The sequence below is a fragment of the Neoroseomonas lacus genome (genome assembly GCF_014644535.1).
Lineage (GTDB): Bacteria > Pseudomonadota > Alphaproteobacteria > Acetobacterales > Acetobacteraceae > Neoroseomonas > Neoroseomonas lacus.
The window spans coordinates 153196-170951 of record NZ_BMKW01000011.1 but is presented as its reverse complement, the minus strand read 5'-3'; the positions used below and the strand labels follow the sequence as shown (position 1 = coordinate 170951).

Annotated in this window: 13 protein-coding genes; 7 read left to right on the top strand and 6 right to left on the bottom strand. The window is 71.2% G+C overall.

Annotation, left to right across the window (positions count from 1 at the left end; all coding sequences use genetic code 11):
- The first annotated feature begins 26 nt into the window (after positions 1-26).
- Genes IEY36_RS21570 through IEY36_RS21555 form a run of 4 tightly spaced genes read left to right on the top strand, consistent with a single transcriptional unit; the run spans position 27 to position 3925 of the window.
- Positions 27-932 carry a DUF808 domain-containing protein gene (locus tag IEY36_RS21570; protein WP_188970710.1) on the top strand — a complete coding sequence of 302 codons (906 nt, stop codon included), beginning with the start codon at positions 27-29 and terminating at the stop codon, positions 930-932.
- 43 nt (positions 933-975) lie between these two features.
- Positions 976-2115: an acyl-CoA dehydrogenase family protein gene (locus tag IEY36_RS21565; protein WP_188970707.1), complete on the top strand. Its 1140-nt coding sequence runs from the start codon at positions 976-978 to the stop codon at positions 2113-2115.
- Positions 2115-3125: an acyl-CoA dehydrogenase gene (locus tag IEY36_RS21560; RefSeq protein WP_188970705.1), complete on the top strand. Its 1011-nt coding sequence runs from the start codon at positions 2115-2117 to the stop codon at positions 3123-3125. The genes IEY36_RS21565 and IEY36_RS21560 overlap by 1 nt, the downstream gene beginning before the upstream one ends.
- Positions 3122-3925 (top strand): crotonase/enoyl-CoA hydratase family protein, encoded by an 804-nt coding sequence (locus IEY36_RS21555; protein ID WP_188970703.1) that lies wholly within the window; start codon positions 3122-3124, stop codon positions 3923-3925. The genes IEY36_RS21560 and IEY36_RS21555 overlap by 4 nt, the downstream gene beginning before the upstream one ends.
- Before the next feature lie 322 nt (positions 3926-4247).
- Here IEY36_RS21555 and IEY36_RS21550 read toward each other — a convergent pair whose 3' ends face one another.
- The 3 genes from IEY36_RS21550 to IEY36_RS21540 all read right to left on the bottom strand — a co-directional run bounded on the left by IEY36_RS21550 (position 4248) and on the right by IEY36_RS21540 (position 12429).
- Complete coding sequence (locus tag IEY36_RS21550; RefSeq protein WP_188970701.1) at positions 4248-7094, bottom strand: AsmA family protein; 2847 nt, start codon at positions 7092-7094, stop codon at positions 4248-4250.
- Positions 7091-10738 carry a hydantoinase B/oxoprolinase family protein gene (locus IEY36_RS21545; RefSeq protein ID WP_229681481.1) on the bottom strand — a complete coding sequence of 1216 codons (3648 nt, stop codon included), beginning with the start codon at positions 10736-10738 and terminating at the stop codon, positions 7091-7093. Before IEY36_RS21545 ends, IEY36_RS21550 begins: the two co-directional genes overlap by 4 nt.
- A 62-nt stretch (positions 10739-10800) precedes the next feature.
- Positions 10801-12429, bottom strand: a complete 1629-nt coding sequence (locus tag IEY36_RS21540) for an FMN-binding glutamate synthase family protein (RefSeq protein WP_188970699.1) — start codon at positions 12427-12429, stop codon at positions 10801-10803.
- 137 nt (positions 12430-12566) lie between these two features.
- On the opposite strand from IEY36_RS21540, the gene IEY36_RS21535 reads away from it, so the two are divergent.
- The 3 genes from IEY36_RS21535 to IEY36_RS21525 are packed head-to-tail and all read left to right on the top strand — an operon-like array spanning position 12567 to position 14601.
- On the top strand, positions 12567-13337 hold the full coding sequence (locus IEY36_RS21535) for a TerB family tellurite resistance protein (RefSeq protein WP_308423193.1): 771 nt from the start codon (positions 12567-12569) through the stop codon (positions 13335-13337).
- 2 nt (positions 13338-13339) lie between these two features.
- A complete protein-coding gene (locus IEY36_RS21530) occupies positions 13340-14020 on the top strand; it encodes an N-acetylmuramoyl-L-alanine amidase (protein ID WP_373290341.1) in 681 nt (226 codons plus the stop codon).
- Positions 14017-14601 carry a nucleotidyltransferase family protein gene (locus IEY36_RS21525; protein WP_188970695.1) on the top strand — a complete coding sequence of 195 codons (585 nt, stop codon included), beginning with the start codon at positions 14017-14019 and terminating at the stop codon, positions 14599-14601. Before IEY36_RS21530 ends, IEY36_RS21525 begins: the two co-directional genes overlap by 4 nt.
- A gap of 378 nt (positions 14602-14979) precedes the next feature.
- Here IEY36_RS21525 and IEY36_RS21520 read toward each other — a convergent pair whose 3' ends face one another.
- From IEY36_RS21520 to IEY36_RS21510, 3 genes are read right to left on the bottom strand one after another with little or no spacing between them, the layout of a single operon-like run.
- Positions 14980-15819 carry a PhzF family phenazine biosynthesis protein gene (locus tag IEY36_RS21520; protein WP_188970693.1) on the bottom strand — a complete coding sequence of 280 codons (840 nt, stop codon included), beginning with the start codon at positions 15817-15819 and terminating at the stop codon, positions 14980-14982.
- A gap of 16 nt (positions 15820-15835) precedes the next feature.
- The gene (locus IEY36_RS21515) at positions 15836-16465 is read right to left on the bottom strand and encodes a glutathione S-transferase family protein (RefSeq protein ID WP_188970691.1); all 630 of its coding nucleotides are present in this window, start codon (positions 16463-16465) and stop codon (positions 15836-15838) included.
- Complete coding sequence (locus tag IEY36_RS21510) at positions 16462-17733, bottom strand: aminotransferase class I/II-fold pyridoxal phosphate-dependent enzyme (protein ID WP_188970689.1); 1272 nt, start codon at positions 17731-17733, stop codon at positions 16462-16464. Before IEY36_RS21510 ends, IEY36_RS21515 begins: the two co-directional genes overlap by 4 nt.
- Positions 17734-17756: the final 23 nt, after the last annotated feature.

The following is a 17756-nucleotide window of genomic DNA, read 5'->3' as shown; positions in this document are numbered from 1 at the left end:
CGACACAACCCGCCGGGGATCATCGCATGAGCACAGGCCTTCTGGCGCTGCTGGACGACGTTGCCGCCATCGCCAAGGTGGCGGCCGCATCGATCGACGATGTCGCCGCGCAGGCCGCCAAGGCCGGGGCCAAGGCCGCCGGCGTGGTGATCGACGATGCCGCGGTGACGCCGCGCTATGTGGTCGGCTTCCATGCGTCGCGCGAATTGCCGATCATCGGGCGCATCGCGCTCGGGTCGCTGTTCAACAAATTCGTCATCCTGCTACCGGCCGCCCTGCTGCTCTCGGCCTTCGCGCCCTGGGTGATCACGCCACTGCTGACACTGGGCGGGATCTACCTGTGCTTCGAGGGCGCGGAGAAGGTGCTCGAATGGACCCGCCCGCACCCGGACCAGGCGCAATCCTCGGCCGTGCCGATGGACGCGAAGCAGTTGGAGGACACGCGCGTCAAGGGCGCGATCAAGACCGACTTCATCCTCTCGGCCGAGATCATGGCGATCGCGCTGGCCACCATGCCGGAATCGGCGGTCTGGACGCAGGCGATGGCGCTGGCCGTGGTGGGGCTGGGCATCACCGTCGGCGTCTATGGCGTGGTCGCGATGATCGTGAAGGCGGACGACGTGGGTGCGGCGATGGTGCTGCGCGGCATGAGCGCCGGCGCGCTGCTGGTGCGCGGCATGCCGAAGGTGCTGAGGCTGCTGTCCATCGTCGGCACCATCGCGATGATCTGGGTCGGTGGCGGGATCATCCTGCATGGGTTGGAGTTCTTCGGCCTGTCCGCGCCGCAGCATGGGGTGCATGCGGCGGGGCTCGCGGTCGGCGGCGGCTTCATCGGCTGGGTGGTGGAGGCGGCGCTGTCGGGCGTGGTCGGGCTGGCGGTCGGCGTGGCTGTGATCCCCGTGCTGTCGCGCCTGCTCGGCAAGGGGCATTGACGCGGCGCGCCCGACAGCGAGGATCACGGCGGGAGTAAACGCCATGACCGGATTGCGCTTCGACCTTCGAGACCCGCCACCGGGCGCCGCCGCGCTGCGCGCGGAGGTCCGCACCTTCATCGCCGAGCATGAGCATCGCTGGACGCCCGAGGTGCGCGCGCGGTCCTGGATGGGCTTCGACCGCGATTTTACCCGCGCGGTCGGCGCCAAGGGCTGGATCGGCATGTGTTGGCCGAAGCAGTATGGCGGCGCGGCGCGCAGCTTCCTTGATCGCAACATCGTACTGGAGGAAATGCTCGCCGCCGGTGCGCCGGTCGGCGCGCATTGGATCGGCGACCGGCAATCGGGGCCGTTGATCCTGCGCCTCGGGACGGAAGCGCAGCGGCAGAAGTTCCTGCCGAAGATCACCACCGGAGAGTTCGCCTTCTGCATCGGGTTGTCGGAACCGGATTCCGGGTCGGACCTCGCTTCGCTGCGCACGCGGGCGGATCGCGTCGATGGCAGCTGGAAGCTCAATGGGCGGAAGATCTGGACCACCTTCGGGCATCTCTGCGACTGGATGATCGCGCTGGTGCGCACCTCTCCCGCGCTGGAAGGCGGGTCGAAGCATCAGGGGCTGTCGCAGGTCCTCGTTGATCTGAAGGCGCCCGGCGTGACCATCCGCCCGATCCGCGACCTGGTCGGCGAGAAGGGCTTCAACGAGATCACCTTCGACGACGTGATGCTGCCCGAGGACGCGCTGGTCGGCCAGGAAGGCGCGGGTTGGGCGCAGGCGACCAGCGAACTCGCCTTCGAACGCTCCGGGCCGGACCGCTACATGTCGTCGCACCCGCTGCTGGAGGCGGGCATCGCGGCGTTGCGCGACGACCCCGCCGCCGCCGCGACGCTGGGCCGCCAGGTGGCGCGTCTGTGGACGCTGCGGTCGATGTCCACCGCCGTCGCCGGCATGCTGCAGGAAGGCGAGGACCCGCTGCGCCAGGCGGCGCTGGTGAAGGACCTCGGCAATGATTTCGAACAGGGCCTGCCCGACCGCATGCGCGACGTCATCGACACCGACGCCATGCCCGAGGAGATGCGTCGCATGCACGCCTATCTGACGCAGATCGTGCCGACCTTCTCGCTGCGCGGCGGCACGCGGGAGATCATGCGCGGCATCATCGCCCGCGAGCTGGGGCTGCGGTGATGGCCGACACGATCGGGGCGGAACTCGCCGAGCAGGCGACCCGCGCGCTGGAGGATGCCGCCGGCGTCGCCGTGCTGCGCAGCGTGGAGGACGGCGCCTTCCCCGCCGGGGCCTGGGGCGCGGTGGAGGCCCTCGGCCTCGGCGCCGCGCTGGTGCCGGAGGATCGTGGCGGGGCAGGCCTCGGCTTCCTGGATATCGTGCCGGTGCTGGAGGCGCTCGGCCGCGCCGGGGCGCCGGTGCCGCTCGCGGAAGGGATCGGCGCCGCCGCGCTGCTGGCCGCCGCCGGCATCGAAGCGCCCGAGGGCGTGCTGAGTTTCGCCGCCGCCGGCAAGCCGGTGCCCTGGGGGCGGCATGCGGCGCATGTCGCGCTGGTCGATGGCGCGCGGGTGGCGCTGTACCCGGCCGCGGCGCTGCGCTGGACCCAAGGCGGCAATACCGCGCGCGAGGCGCGTGACGTGGCCGAGGTGTCTGGCGCGCCGATCGCCGAGGGTACGCTGCCGAACGCCTGGGGTGCGGAGGCCGCGATGCTGGTCACCGCCCTGTTGCGCTCGGCGCAGATCGCGGGCGCGATGCAGGCGGCGCTGGCACTGGCGGTGGACCACGCCAATACGCGCAAGCAGTTCGGTCGGCCGATCGGGCGCTTCCAGGCGGTGCAGCAGCAGCTCGCGGTGTTTGCCGCGGAGACCTCGGCCGTCTCGGTCGCCGCCGCCGCCGCCGCGCGGGCCGCGGACCGGCGTGGGTTGGCCGGTGCGGGTTTCGAGATCGGCTGCGCCAAGGTCACCGCCGGGGAGGCTGCGGCCAAGGGGGCCGCCATCGCCCATCAGGTGCTCGCCGCCATGGGCATTACCGAGGAACATTCGCTGCATCACCTGACGCGCCGCCTGTGGTCCTGGCGCGAGGAGGGCGGCACCGAACGCTTCTGGTCCGCGCGCCTCGGCGCGCTGGTGCAGGCCGAGGCCGGCCCGCTCTGGACCTTCATCACCGACCGCGACGAGGAACCCGCCGCATGACCGCCTTCCTGAAGATCGAACGCGACGGCCATGTCGTGACGCTGACGCTGAACCGGCCGGAGAAGCGCAATGCCATCTCGAACGCCGCCGAATGCGCCGAGGTGGCCGATGCCTGCCGCGCGCTGAACCGCGACGCTGATGTGCGGGTGGTGATCGTGACCGGCGCGGGCAGTTCCTTCTGCGCCGGTGGCGACCTCAAGGGCATGCGCGACAAGACCGGGATCACCCAGGGCGAGACCGGGGCGGAGATTCGCGAATCCTACCGCTTCGGCATCCAGATGATCCCGCTCGCGCTGTATGAGATGGACATCCCGACCATCGCCGCGATCAACGGACCGGCGATTGGCGCGGGGCTGGATCTCGCTTGCATGTGCGACATCCGCATCGCGTCGGAGACGGCGCGTTTCGCCGAGAGCTTCGTCAAGGTCGGCATCGTGCCGGGCGATGGCGGCGCCTATCTGCTGCCGAAGGTGGTGGGGATGTCGAAGGCGCTCGAGATGTCGCTGACCGGCGATGCCATCAACCCGGCCGAGGCGCTGGCCTGCGGGCTGGTTTCGAAGGTCGTCGCGCCCGAGGAATTGCTGAATGCGGCGCGCGAAATGGCGGGCCGCATCGCGGTGAACCCGCCCCAGGCGGTCCGGCTGACCAAGCGGCTGCTGCGCGAAAGCCAGCATATGCGGCTGTCGACGCTGCTGGAGATGTCGGCGGCGTACCAGGCGCTCGCGCATGGCACGCGGGACCATCGCGAAGCGGTGGATTCGATGCTGGAGAAGCGGGCGCCGAGCTTCGAGGGGCGGTGAGCCGGAGGGGCGCCGCGCAATAAGGGCGAAGATTGCGCTGTGGCGCGGTGGAACCCGAGAGGGCTTTGCCCTCTCCGGACCTCACCCACCAAAGGCCTAAGGGCCTATGGAAACCGATACTTGGCACCGTGCGCCACGGTCAGGATCAACGCCGAGACCCGCCTTTGCGCGCCAGGCGCGCTCCGCGGGCGCAGCGCCTCTTCCCCGCACAGCACCAGAAGATGGCTTTCCAAATGACACTGTCATTTGGCGGGGTGGTTTGGAGGGGCAGGGCCCCTCCAATCTGCGCGCGCATAGGGCGACGCCCCTCTCTGCGCCACCATCACCGCGTCGCCCGCCAGCGCGCCCAATCCGCCAATTCCGGCTGACGACGCGGCGTCTCCGCCGGCCCGCTGACCCGCAGCGCTACCGCCGGGGCCTCGGCCGGCGGCGGCTGCACCAGGAAGCGCAGGTCCAGCGTGCCGCGGCGCAGATCCATGCTGCCCTCGATCCCGCCCGAGACGCCGCCCTCTCCGGCGATGCGCATCCCATCCAGCGTCACCACCCCGGCCGCCGCCCGCCAGCCGCCTTCCAGCCGCTCCATCGCCGTGGCGCCGCCGACCAGCGCCGCGCGCATGCTGGCCTCGGCCTGGGTCGGGTCGTCGCCACCGGCGGCGTTGACGACGTCGCGCAAGGCGATGCCGGCCAGCACGCCGTTCACCACGGCGAGCCGCCCCTCGCCTGACAGGCTGCCGAGCAGCGCCGCCGGGGCGTGACCGCTGGCGGTGAAACGACCCTGGGCGTCGATCTGCCCGGATGTGAGGTCGATCGGCAGGCCGAACAGTGGGCTGGTCAACGTCGCTCCGGTCAGACCGAGCGAGCCTGCGAGCACCGGCGGCACCGCCGCGACATCAAGGGTCACCGAGCCTTCCAGCGCGCCGCCGCCGAGCCGGGCACGGATATCCTCCAGCGCCAGCCGTCCGGCCTCAAGCTTCAGCTTCGCCGCGAGGTCACCCAGCGCCGGCAGGTCGGGGGCGACGACCTCGGCGGCGGCGACGGTGAGGTCGGCATCGACGGCGCCCAGCACGCCAAAGCCGAGCGGGTCGTTGTCGCGCAGCGCGAGGTCGGGCAGTGGCAGGCGTTCGGCCGTGAGTTGGCCGGTCAGGCGCGGCCGCGCGCCATCGAGCGCCAGCGCCAGTTGCCCCCGGGCGCGCAGCGCGCCGGCCACCAGTTCGAGACTGTCCGCCGAGACCCCCGACCGCCCGCCGGCCAGCGTGGCGATCAGCGAGAAGGACCCTTCGCCGAGCCAGGCCGGCCGCTCCCGCGCGCCGAACAGCACCGCGAGGCGCGGCGCACCCGGATGACGCAGCGTCAGATTGCCGCCGAATCGTTGCTGCGGCAGGTTCAGCGCGGTCTGGCCGTCGAAGCGCAATTCGCCGAGTTCGCCTTCCGCCGCCAGCGCCAGCGCCTCGGTCGGCCCGCCGCCGGTGACGCGCAGGCGCAGCGGCTGCGCCGCCAGGGCCGCCGGCACGGCGAGGTAGGGCGCGGCGATGGTCGCGACGCCGGCCGCATTCGCGCCGGAGGCTTCCAGCACCAGGTCACCGATGCGCGGCGCGGTGCCGGTCGCCAAGCTGCCGGCCATGGTCACATCCACGCCGCCGATCTGCGCCGAGGCGCGCCGCAAGCCGATGCGCCCGCGTTCCATCACCGCATCGATCGCCGCGCGTCCGGCGGTGACGCCGCCCCAGACGACGGATTCGGCGGCGAGGCGCAGATTCGCATCGACCTCGATGCCGCCGGCGATCAGCGGCGCCCAGTCGGCCGGCGGCGGCAGCAGCCCGTCCAGCACCAGCCGGTCGATCGTCAACCCCAGGCCGAGGGCGGGCCGCGCGCCGAAGCGGAACACCCCGGCGCCGCTGATCCGCGCGCCATCGAGCGTCGTGGAGAGTTCCGGCACGCTCAATTGGGTGGGTTCGAGCACCAGCCGCGCGCGGCCATCGAAGGCGCGCAGGCGGGACGGGTCGAAGCGCTCCACCGGCAGGCCGAAGGCGGCAGCGGCGGCACGCAGGCTGGGGCCGGTGAAGCGCAGCGCGAGTTCGAGGCGATTGCCGGCAGTGGCGCCAGAGGCCTCGATCTCGGTCTCGCCGGGCAGCTGCGCCGAGATGTCGGTCAGGGTGATCCGGTCATTCTCGCGAAAGACGCCGCCGCGCAGCCGGCGGATGGTCTGGCCGCGAAAGGCGGCGGCCTCGGCCGAGAGGTCGAGCCCGACCGGCAGGGGCGGCGTCTGCGCGCCGCGCAGGGCCGCAACCCAAGCATCAAGGTCGACCCGCGCCAGTGCCAGCGCGATGTCGAGCCGCGGTTCCGGGCGGAATCGGAACGTCGCGGCACCGCGCCCGGTCACGCCGGCGAGGTCGATGGCGAGGTCGTCCGCCGCCGCGACCTCCCCGGTCACGTTGACGCGGCCGGTGGCGCGGAACGGGCCCGGCGGCGCGGCCATCAGCACCGCGAGGTCACTCCCCGAGGCTTCGATGCGGCCTTCGAAGCCGCCCTCGGCGACCAGCGCGCCACGCGCCGAGACATTGGCGCCCTGCGCCGCCACCGCGACGTCGAGCGTGGCGACGCCGTCGAAGCCGGGGCGGCCGAGCACCGCCTCGAAGCGCGCCGGGGCGCCGCGCCAGGTGAAGCTACCCTCGGTGCGCACGGCATCGAGCGGGCCGGGCGCGGCGAGGCGGGCCGAGACGCCTTCCAGCACCGCGCCGCCGACTTCGACGCGGCTATCCTCGATGCGGGCGTCGAAGCCGGTCAGCCAGGGGGGCGGGCGCAGCGCCGCGAGGGTCTCGGGCGGCCAGGGCAGGCGGATCACGGCCCCGACCAGCACCAGGTCGCGCGGTTCGAGCCGCCCGGTCAGCAGCGGCGCGAGGCCGAGCTGAAGGCGCAGCACGCGGGCCGAGACGCCCAGTTCCGCACCGTCATCGTCACCGACGCGCACATCGTCGGCTTCCAGCATCGGCTGCGGCAGCAGGGTGACGCGCAGCGGGCCTTCCACCGTGACAGGGCGGCCGAGCCGCGCCGTGGCGATCGCCGCGACGCGGCCGCGCTGGGCCTCCCAGTCGAACAGGCGCGGCCCGAACCAGGCCGCGGCCAGCAACGCGACCGGCACCAGCAGCGGAAGGAGGAGGCGCTTCCTCACCCGGTCGGCGCCCCCCAGCCGCCGCCGCCCGGCGTCTCGAGGCCGAAGACGTCGCCGGGGGCGAGGCTGGCGCGGTCGCTGCCCTTCAGCGTCTCGATGCGGCCATCGGTGCGTTCGACCCATTGGCGGCCGGCAAGGCCATCGGCGCCACCATGCAGGCCATGCGGCGCGACGGTGCGGCGGGAGGCGACGATGACCGCCTCCATCGGGCGCAGGAAGCGGATGCGCCGGCGCGACCCGTTGCCGCCCCGCCAGTGGCCGGCACCGCCGGAACTGTGGCGGATCGAGAATTCCTCCAGCCGCACCGGGTAGCGCAGCTCGAGGATCTCGGGGTCGGTCATGCGCGTGTTGGTCATGTGCGTCTGGATCGGGCCGGCGCCGTTGAAACCGGGGCCGGCGCCGACGCCGCCACAGACCGTCTCGTAGTACTGGTAGGTGGCATCGCCGAACAGCACGTTGTTCATCGTCGCCTGGGCCGAGGCGCAGGCATTCAGCGCGGCGAGCACCGCGTTGCAGGTCATCTGGCTGACTTCGGTGTTGCCGGCGACGACCGCCGCGCCGGGGCGAGGGCTCAGGAAGGTGCCTTCGGGGATGATGATCTCGAGCGGCTTAAGGCAGCCATCGTTCAGCGGGATGTCCTCACCGACCAGGCAGCGGAAGCAGTAGAGCACGACCGCGCGGCAGACCGCCGATGGCGCGTTGAAATTGTCGGGGCGCTGCGGACCGGTGCCGGTGAAGTCGATCACCGCCCGGCGCTTCTCATGGTCCACGCGCACCGAGACCTTCAGCGGCGCGCCGTCGTCGATGGTGGTCTCAAACGCGCCATCCGGCAGGCGTTCCAGCACGCGGCGGACGGACTCCTCCGCATTGTCCATCACGTGCTTCATGTAGGCGCGCACGGTGGCCAAGCCGAATTCAGCGACGGCGCGTTGCAGTTCCTGCACCGCCTTTTCGTTCGATGCGACCTGCGCCTTGATGTCGGCGACGTTCACGTCCGGGCTGCGCGCGGGGTACTTCGCACCGGCGAGGATGGCGCGGAATTCGGCCTCGCGGATACGACCGCCATCGACCAGCAGGAAGTCGTCGATGACGACGCCTTCCTCCTCCAGCGTCTTCGAGCCGGGTGGCGTCGAGCCTGGCGTCAGCCCGCCGATATCGGCGTGGTGGCCGCGCGAGCCGACGAAGAACAGCACCTCCGTCCCCGCCGTATCGAAGACCGGCGTGATGACGGTGATGTCGGGCAGGTGCGTGCCGCCATTGGACGGGTTGTTCAGCGCCACCACGTCACCCGGCTTCAGCGTCGCGCTGCGCGAACGGATGACGGTGCGCACGCTCTCGCCCATCGCGCCGAGATGCACCGGAACATGCGGCGCATTGGCAACGAGGAAGCCTTGCGCGTCGAAGACGGCGCAGGAGAAGTCGAGACGTTCCTTGATGTTCACCGAAAGCGACGTGTTCTGCAGAACGGCGCCGGCCTGCTCGGCGACATTCATGAACAGGTTATTGAACAGTTCGAGCATCACCGGGTCGGGCCGGTCGGTCGTCGCCGCCAGCGCCGCCGCGCGGGGCGAGGTCCGTCGCAGCACGAGGTGGTCGAGCGCGGTCAGTTCCGCCGTCCAGCCGGGCTCGACCACGGTGGTGGCGATCGCCTCGCGGATCAGCGCCGGGCCGGGGATGACATCGCCGGCCAGCAGCGCGTCGCGGTCGAACAGCGGCGCGGTATGGGCGGCGCCTTCGCTCCACATCTCGACCGTGTCGATCGGCGTGGGCGTGCCGTCGCCACGCTCGGGCAGCGCCGGTTCGGCGACGCGCTCGCCGGGCATGGTGACCTCGGCGATGCAGGCCTCGACGATCACCTGGCGTTCCGGCGTGGCGAAGCCGAAGCGGCGGCGATGGGCCTCGGTGAAGACCTCCAGCACCGTGGCGTGGTCGGCGAAGGGCACCGGCAGGAAGGCGTCGGTGCCGGCGTAGCGCAGATGCAGGCGGCGAGCGACCTGCAGCCGCGCGGGGTCGGCGCCCTGGAGCACCAGTTCGGCACGGCCATCCTGGGCCAGCGCGTCGAGCCGCGCGGCGAGGCTGTCCATCGTCGCCGCATCGAGCGGCGCTTCGATCGCGCCTTCGCGGATCGCCGCCTGGTCGGCGAGACCCATGCCGTACGCCGAGAGCACGCCGGCAAAGGGGTGGATGAACACAGTTTCCATCCCGAGCGCATCGGCGACGAGGCAGGCATGCTGCCCGCCCGCGCCGCCGAAGCATTGCAGGGCGAAGCGCGTTGCGTCGTGGCCCTTCTGGATGGAGACCTGCTTGATGGCATTGGCCATGTTGGCGACGGCGATGCGCAGGAAGCCTTCGGCGACGCGGCGCGGGTCCTGGTTGGTGCCGGTGGCCTGCGCGATCTCGGCGGCCAACGCGTCGAATTTCGCGCGCACGATCGTGGCGTCCAAAGGCTGGTCGCCGTCAGGACCGAAGATTGCCGGGAAATGCTTCGGCTGGATCTTGCCGACCATGACGTTGGCATCGGTCACGGCGAGCGGACCGCCGCGGCGATAGCAGGCCGGGCCCGGCACGGCGCCCGCGCTGTCCGGCCCGACGCGCATGCGGGCGCCGTCGAAATGCAGGATCGACCCACCACCGGCGGCTACCGTGTTGATCGCCATCATCGGCGCGCGCATGCGCACGCCGGCGACCTCGGTTTCGAAGGCGCGTTCGAATTCGCCGGCATAGAGCGCGACATCGGTGGACGTCCCGCCCATGTCGAAGCCGATGATGCGGTCGAAGCCGCCCATCGCCGCGGTGCGCGCGGCGCCGACAATGCCGCCGGCCGGGCCGGAGAGGATGGCGTCCTTGCCCTGGAAGCGGCCGGCTTCGGTCAGCCCGCCATTCGACTGCATGAAGTACAGCCGCACGCCCTCGCCCGGGCCGGCCGGTCTATGGTCGCCGTGCAATTCGCTCGCGACCTGGTCGACATAGCGGCGCAGCACCGGGGAGAGATACGCATCCACCACGGTCGTGTCCCCGCGCGGGACGATGCGCGGCAGCGGGCTGGCCTGATGGCTCAGCGAGACCTGCGAAAAGCCCTCCTCGCGCGCGATCTCGCCAATGCGCAGTTCATGCGCCGGATGCGCCCAGGCATGCATCAGCACGATCGCGACGGCGCGGATGCCCTCGGCGAAGCCCGCCTTCAGCGCGACGCGGGCGGCGTCCTCGTCGAGTTTTTCGAGTTCGGTGCCATCCACCGCGACGCGGCCGCCGATCTCGGCGACGCGTTCATGCAGCAGCGTCGGCAGCTTCACATCGAGGTCGAACAGCCGTGGCCGCGCCTGGTTGCCGATGCGCAGCATGTCGCCGAAGCCGCGATTGACGATCAGCAGCACGCGTTCGCCCTTGCGCTCCAGCAGCGCATTGGTGGCGACGGTGGTGCCCATCTTCACCGCCTCGATGGTGCCGGGCGGGATCGACGCGCCGGGGGGCAGGCCCAGCGTCTCGCGAATGCCGGCCACCGCGGCGTCGCGGTAGCGCTCGGGGTTCTCGGAGAGCAGCTTGCGGGTGGAAAGCCGCCCGTCCGGATCGCGCGCGACGATATCGGTAAAGGTGCCGCCGCGATCGATCCAGAACTGCCAACCCGCCATGAGAACCCCGTCCATCAGGAAATGCGGGCGGAGAATGCGAGCGCGGCCGCGTCAGGACAAGCCGAAGCGGCCGATGGTCACGCCGAGGCGGGGGCGAAGCTGTCCGGCAGCGCCAGGGCCCAGGCCGTGGCGAAACGCGGATCGTCGGTGCCCGCCAGCAGCGCGCCCGGAGCCAGCGCGGGATACAGCGTCGCGAAACTCGCCACCTCATGGGGGGAGATGCGGCGGATCAGGTGCTCGCGCCGCACCTGGCCCGGCGCGTCGAGCCCCGCGGCGGCCACCAGCTCCGCCAGCGCATGCAGCGTCTGGGCATGGAAGTTATGCACCCGCGGCGCCTTGTCGGGGATGACCAGGGCGCGTTGGCGCGTCGGGTCCTGGGTGGCGACACCGGTCGGGCAGCGGTCGGTGTGGCAGGATTGGGACTGGATGCAGCCGAGCGCGAACATGAAGCCGCGCGCCGCGTTGCACCAGTCGGCGCCGAGCGCCATGGCGCGGATCATGTCGAAGGCGGTGACGATCTTGCCGCTGGCGCCGATGCGGATTCGGTTCCGCGCGCCGATACCGATCAGCGCGTTGTGGACGAAGTCGAGCCCCTCGCGCAGCGGCGTGCCGAGATGGTCCATGAACTCCATCGGCGCCGCACCCGTGCCGCCTTCCTTGCCGTCCACCACGATGAAGTCGGGGTAGATTCCGGTCTCGAGCATCGCCTTGCAGATGGCGAGGAACTCCCACCGATGGCCGATGCACAGCTTGAAGCCGGCCGGCTTGCCGCCCGACAGCCGGCGCATCTCTGCTATCATCTGCAGCAGGCCGATCGGCGTCGAGAAGGCGGAATGGGTGGAAGGCGAGATGCAGTCGACGGCAAGGGCGACGCCGCGGGTGTCGGCGATCTCGGCGGAGACCTTCGCCGCCGGCAGCACGCCGCCATGGCCGGGCTTGGCCCCCTGGCTGAGCTTGAGCTCGACCATCTTGACCTGCGGATGCGCGGCGGTGGCGGCAAAACGTTCCGGGTCGAAGACGCCGTCGGGCGTGCGCGCGCCGAAATAGCCCGAGCCGATCTCCCAGATGATGTCGCCGCCCGGGGCCAGGTGATGCGGGCTGAGCCCACCCTCCCCGGTGTCGTGGGCGAAGCCGCCGCGCCGGGCGCCTTCGTTCAGGGCCCGGATGGCATTGGCGCTGAGCGAGCCGAAGCTCATCGCCGAGATGTTGAGGACCGAGGCCGAATAGGGCTGCGCGCAGTCCGGCCCGCCGATGGTGACGCGGAAATCCGGCCCCTGCGGCGGCCGCGCCGCAATCGAATGGTGCAGCCACTCGAAGCCCTGCTCATAGACTTCGTACTGGGTGCCGAAGGGGCGCTTGTCGAGCTGCGTCTTGGCCCGCTGATAGACCACGGCGCGCTTGTCGCGGCTGAAGGGGGTGCCGTTCTTCTCATCCTCGAAGAAGTACTGGCGCATCTCGGGCCGGATGCCCTCCAGCAGGAAGCGCAGATGCGCGGATATCGGGTAGTTGCGCAGCACGGCGTGGCGCGTCTGGGTGATGTCGCGGATGCCGAGGGCGGTGAGACCGCCGCACAAGGCGAGGGCGGGCAGCCACCAGCCCCAGACCGAAGGCATGGCAGCGATGACCATGAGGCACAGCAGGCTGCCAAGCGCGGCCAGCGTCAGGGTGATGTAGCGCGGCGTGAAGGCCAGCTGCCAGGTCTGCATCTCGGGCGAATCCTTCGGGTTGCCGGGACGCTAGCCGAACGCCAGGCCCCGGGTCAGGGGAGATGCGGCCGGCCATGATGAAGATCTCGCGGGAACGCGCCTGACGCGGGACCCGCTGCCGTGCTAGCAGGTGCGGCATGATGGGTTTCTGGGGCAAGATCCTGGGCAGCATGGCGGGATTCGCCATGGGCGGTCCCTTTGGCGCCATGATGGGCGCAGCGCTCGGCCATGCCGCCGACCAGGGGGCGATTCCGGGTGCCGGGCGGATCCCGCCCAATGCCGCGGACATGGTGCATATGCTGGGCGGCAAGGAGAACCTGTTCTCGTTCGCGGTGGTGGTGCTCTCGGCCAAGCTCGCCAAGGTGGACGGGCCGGTGAAGCGCGCCGAGATCGAGACCTTCCGCCAGATGTTCCGCGTGCCGGATGAAGGGCTGCGCGATGTCGGCCGGCTGTTCGACCAGGCGCGCGAGACCGCCGAGGGCTGGGAGCCCTTCGCCGACAAGCTCGGCGAGGCCTTCGCCGACAACAAGACGATGCTGGAGGATGTGCTCGCCGCCCTGGTACGCATCGCCCGCGCCGATGGGCCGGTGACGAAGTTCGAAGGTGACATGCTGCGCGGCATCCATGCCCGCTTCGGCCTCGATGCCGCGGCCTGGCAGCGCGCCAAGGGCGGCACCCCGCGCGGCGCGGCGGCGCAGCAGATGGAAGACCCCTATCCGGTGCTCGGCCTGACGCGGGAGGCGAGCGACGAACAGGTGCGCCTCGCCTGGCGCCAGCTGATGCGGGAGAACCACCCCGACAGCCTGGCCTCGCGCGGCGTGCCGGAGGAATTCGTCAAGCGCGCGACAGCCAAGGTGGCGGACATCAATGCCGCCTGGGACCGGATCAAGCGGGAGCGCGGCCTCTGACCCTGCGCGTCATCGAAGCCCCCAGCCCGAACCGGGACGACCGTCCGGCGGGCACCCCCATCGACATGCTGGTGCTGCACTACACCGGCATGCGCACAGGGGCCGAGGCGATCGCGCGGCTTCGCGACCCGGTGGCCAAGGTCTCCTCGCACTATGTCGTCAAGGAGGATGGCCGCATCTTCCGTCTGGTGCCGGAAGACTGTCGCGCCGCGCATGCCGGGACGTCGCACTGGCGCGGCCACGAGGCGCTGAACGCCCGCTCGGTCGGCATCGAGATCGTCAATCCCGGCCACGAATGGGGCTATCGCGACTTCCCCGCCCTGCAGATGGCGGCGGTCTGCGAGTTGTGCCTCGATATCCTGGGCCGCCACCCGATCCCGCCGCGCAATGTCGTCGGCCACAGCGACATCGCACCGGACCGCAAGCAGGACCCCGGCGAGTTGTTCGACTGGCAGGGCCTCGCCGCGAATGGCGTCGGGCTGTGGCCAGCCGACGACCCGCTGCCGACGCCCCCGCAGGATGCGATGAACCTGCTCGGCGCCATCGGCTATCGAACGGATTTGCCGCTCTCGGTGTTGCTCACCGCCTTCCAGCGCCATTGGCTGCCGGGACGCGCGGATGGCATCGCCGACGAGGCCACGATGGCGCGCCTCACCGCCGTCGCCGCGGCCTGCACCAGATGACCCATACCCAGAACGATGCCGACCGGATGCGCGACGCGGCGGGGCTGTCCCGCTTCGTGCTGAGCCAGCCGACCATGATGACGCGCCTGTCGACCATTGCCTCGCACGGCCCGGCCAGGGCGTGGATTGGCGCCGGCTTCCTGCGCAACGCGGTGTGGGATGCGCTGACCGGGCGCGACCCCGATGCCATCCCGCCCGCCGACCTCGATGTGGTGTTCTTCGACATGGCGGATGTGTCGGCCGCGCGCGACGCTGCCGCCGAGGCGAAGCTGCTGGCCGCAGCCCCCGGCCTGCCCTGGTCGGTGACCAACCAGGCGCGCATGCCTGGCCGCAACGGCCACGCGCCGTATCACGACCTGGCGGACGCCCTGGCGCATTGGCCCGAGACGGCGACGGCGATCGCCGCGCGGCTCGGGCCGGGCGGCGTCGAGATCCTGGCCCCGCATGGCCTAGCCGATTTGCTGGCGCTGGTCGCGCGGCCGACACCGGCGCATCGGGCGCATCCGGCGGCGATGGTCGCCCGCATCGCCGCCAAGGGCTGGGCGGCGCGCTGGCCGGCGCTGCAGGTGCTGGCCCGGTAATCGCGGCGGCGGCGCGCGGGGTTCTGCCCGATTGGCGCGGGGCTCGTACGGGTCAGCGGCGCGCCCCCCCCCCCGGACCTGCCTCACCAACGGCCCTGGTTGATGACCTGCGCTCGGGAAGGATGGCGGGGCTTTGCCCCTCCAAACTACCCCACCAAATGACAGTGTCATTTGGAAAGCCAACTGTTGGCGCGAGGCCGTGCAGGCTCGCTGCCCCCAAAACACGCGCCGTGCGCGAGAGCGGGTCTCGCCGCTTATTCTGCCCTAGGCGCCCGGCGCCAAGTCGAGGTGTCCAGAGGCCCTTAGGTCTCTGGCGGGGAGGGTCCGGGAGGGGCAGAGCCCCTCTCGGTCCACCGGCCAGATCATGCGCCGCACCGATCAGATGCCGACGCGGCCCTCGATGCAGGTCACCGTCGCGCCGCCGACCCAGATCGCGCCGTCCTGCCGGCGCAGCGCAATCCGGCCGGCGCGCCCCAGCGCCGTGCCCTGTCGCGCGACATAGGATTCCGGCGCCTGCCCGGTGCCGATCAGCCATTGCGCCAGCGAGGCATTCAGGCTGCCCGTCACCGGGTCCTCGTATCCCTCGCGGCAGACGAAGGCGCGGATTTCGAACTGCGCCTCGGTGCCGTCCACCGCCGGGTCCCAGGGGCCGACCAGGCCCAGCACCAGCGGCCCCAGCGCCGCGTAGTCCGGCACCGCCGCCAGCACATCGGCGCGCGAACGCAGCTTCACCGCGACCCAGCCGGGGCCGTTATCGACCCAATGGGCATTGGTGACGGCTTCCTTGGGTAGGCCGAGGCCGGTGTGGATGCGCTCGACGAGGTCGGGCGCGACCGGGCCGGAGCGGATCAGCGGCGGGGCGGCGAAGGCGAGGCCACCCGCCCCGCGCCGGATCGGCACCAGGCCGACGGCGCATTCCTGCACGATGTCGGCGCCCTTCGGCACGCCGCCCGTCTGCAACCAGGCGTGGCAGGAACCGAGCGTCGGATGCCCGGCGAAGGGCAGCTCCCGCGACGGCGTGAAGATGCGCACGCGGTAGTCGGCAGCCGGGTCGGTCGGGCGCAGCAGGAAGGTCGTCTCGCTGAGGTTGGTCCAATTGGCGAAGGCGGCCATCTGGTCGTCGCTCAACCCATCGGCGCCGAGCACCACCGCCAGCGGATTGCCCTTGAGGGGCGTGGCGCCGAAGACGTCGACCTGCTGGAAGTCGAAACGGGGCATGGATGTCCTCCAGGTGTCAGGGAAGGCCGTTGTGGCCGTGGGCGCGCCAGCCGGGGCGCGCATCGAGCCGGTCGAGATATGCCGTGACGGCGGGCAAGGTGGGCCGCTCGATCGGCGTCATCAGCCAGCGATTGACCGACAGGCCGATCACCACATCGGCGAGGGTGAAGGCCGGCCCGGCGACAAAGGCCGCGGTGCGTGCCAGCTGCGCGTCGAGCAGCGCCATCCTGGCATTCCACTCGGCGATGCCGGCGGTCAGCTGCGCCACGGTGAAGGACGTCGCACCGCGCAGCAAGGTCATGAAGACAGGACGCCAGGCGCTGTTCAGCTCGGTCGCCTGCCAGTCCATCCACATCTCGACCCGGGCGCGGGCCAGCGGATCGCGCGGCAGCAGGTCATCCCGTCCCGCCATGCCGGCGAGGCAGCGGCAGATGCTGTTCGACTCCCACAGGAAGCCGTCCTGCACGGCGATGACGGGCACCAGCCCGTTCGGATTCATCGCCAGGAAGCCGGGCGTGTCGGTGGGCATGAAGCCGCTGCCGTAATCCTCGCGCGTGAAGGGGATGCCGGCCTCGACGCAGGTCCACAGTACCTTGCGGACATTGATCGAGGAGGCCTTGCCGAGGATGCGCAGCGGCGTGGTCACGCCGCGCGGTCGAGCCCCGCCGCCTCCAGCGCCGCGAGATGGATGCACAGCGCGATGCCCTCGGCCGCGGCGCGCACATCCTCGACGGAGGGATAGGTCGGCGCGAGGCGCAGCACGGCATCGGTCGGGTCGCGGCCATGGGGCGAGGTAGCGCCGGCCGGCGTCAGCGCGATACCGAGGCCGCGCGCCAATTCCACCACCCGCTTGGCCGAGCCTTGCAGCATCTCGACGGTGATGAAGTAGCCGCCCTCGGGCGTGGTCCAGCGCGCCAGGCCGAGGCCGCCGAGGCGGGTGTCCAGCGCCTCCAGCACCGCGGCGAATTTCGGCGCGATCAAGCGGCGATGCGCTGCCATGTGGCGATGGATGCCGTCGAGGTCACGCAGGAAGCGGGTGTGGCGCAGCTGGTTCAACTTGTCCGGCCCGATCGTCCGTCGGCCGACCTGTTCCAAGTACCAGGCGACATTGCCCTTCGACCCGGCGAAGAAGGCGAGCCCCGCCCCGGCCAGGGTGATCTTCGACGTCGAGGCGAAGATGAAGGCGCGGTCCGGGTGGCCGGCCGCCGCGGTCAGGCCAAGGATGTCATGCGGTGCCGGGCGGTTCTCGGTCAGGTGGTGCACGCCATAGGCATTGTCCCAGAACAGGCGGAAATCCGGCGCGGCGGTGGGCATCGCCGCGAGGCGCCGGACCGTCGCGTCCGAATAGGTCACGCCATCCGGGTTGGAATACACCGGCACGCACCACATGCCCTTCACCGCCGGGTCGGCGACGAGGCGTTCCACCGCATCCATGTCGGGGCCTTCGCCGGTCATCGGCACCGGGATCAGGCGGATGCCGAAGCCCTCGCACAGGCCGAAATGCCGGTCGTAGCCCGGTACCGGGCAGAGGAAGGCGACATCCTGGCCGACCCACGGCTTGCCGCCCGCAACACCCTTCAGCAGCGCCCAGACGATGCAGTCATGCATCACGGCGAGCGAGGAATTCTCGTTCACCACCACCGCCTCGGGCGACACGCCGAGCATGGCGCCGAACAGCCGCCGCGCCTCGACCAGCCCCTGCAAGCCGCCGTAGTTGCGGGCGTCCTCGCCGGTTTCGGTGACGAAATCCCGGTTGCCGGGAAGCGCCAGCATGCCGTCGGCGAGGTCGAGCTGTTCCGGCGACGGCTTGCCGCGCGTCATGTCGAGCTTCAGCCCCGCTGCAGCGAGGCGGGCATAGGCGGCGCGGGCTTCCGCGCCCTGCGCGGCAAGGGCTTCCGGGGAGAGTAGGGTCACGGCGAGAGTCTCCGCATCACGGC

Coding starts and splice junctions, on each gene's coding strand:
- IEY36_RS21570 (WP_188970710.1), top strand. CDS start 27: ATGAGCACAGGCCTTCTGGCGCTGCTGGACGACGTTGCCGCCATCGCC.
- IEY36_RS21565 (WP_188970707.1), top strand. CDS start 976: ATGACCGGATTGCGCTTCGACCTTCGAGACCCGCCACCGGGCGCCGCC.
- IEY36_RS21560 (WP_188970705.1), top strand. CDS start 2,115: ATGGCCGACACGATCGGGGCGGAACTCGCCGAGCAGGCGACCCGCGCG.
- IEY36_RS21555 (WP_188970703.1), top strand. CDS start 3,122: ATGACCGCCTTCCTGAAGATCGAACGCGACGGCCATGTCGTGACGCTG.
- IEY36_RS21545 (WP_229681481.1), bottom strand. CDS start 10,738: ATGGACGGGGTTCTCATGGCGGGTTGGCAGTTCTGGATCGATCGCGGC.
- IEY36_RS21540 (WP_188970699.1), bottom strand. CDS start 12,429: ATGCAGACCTGGCAGCTGGCCTTCACGCCGCGCTACATCACCCTGACG.
- IEY36_RS21535 (WP_308423193.1), top strand. CDS start 12,567: ATGATGGGTTTCTGGGGCAAGATCCTGGGCAGCATGGCGGGATTCGCC.
- IEY36_RS21525 (WP_188970695.1), top strand. CDS start 14,017: ATGACCCATACCCAGAACGATGCCGACCGGATGCGCGACGCGGCGGGG.
- IEY36_RS21520 (WP_188970693.1), bottom strand. CDS start 15,819: ATGCCCCGTTTCGACTTCCAGCAGGTCGACGTCTTCGGCGCCACGCCC.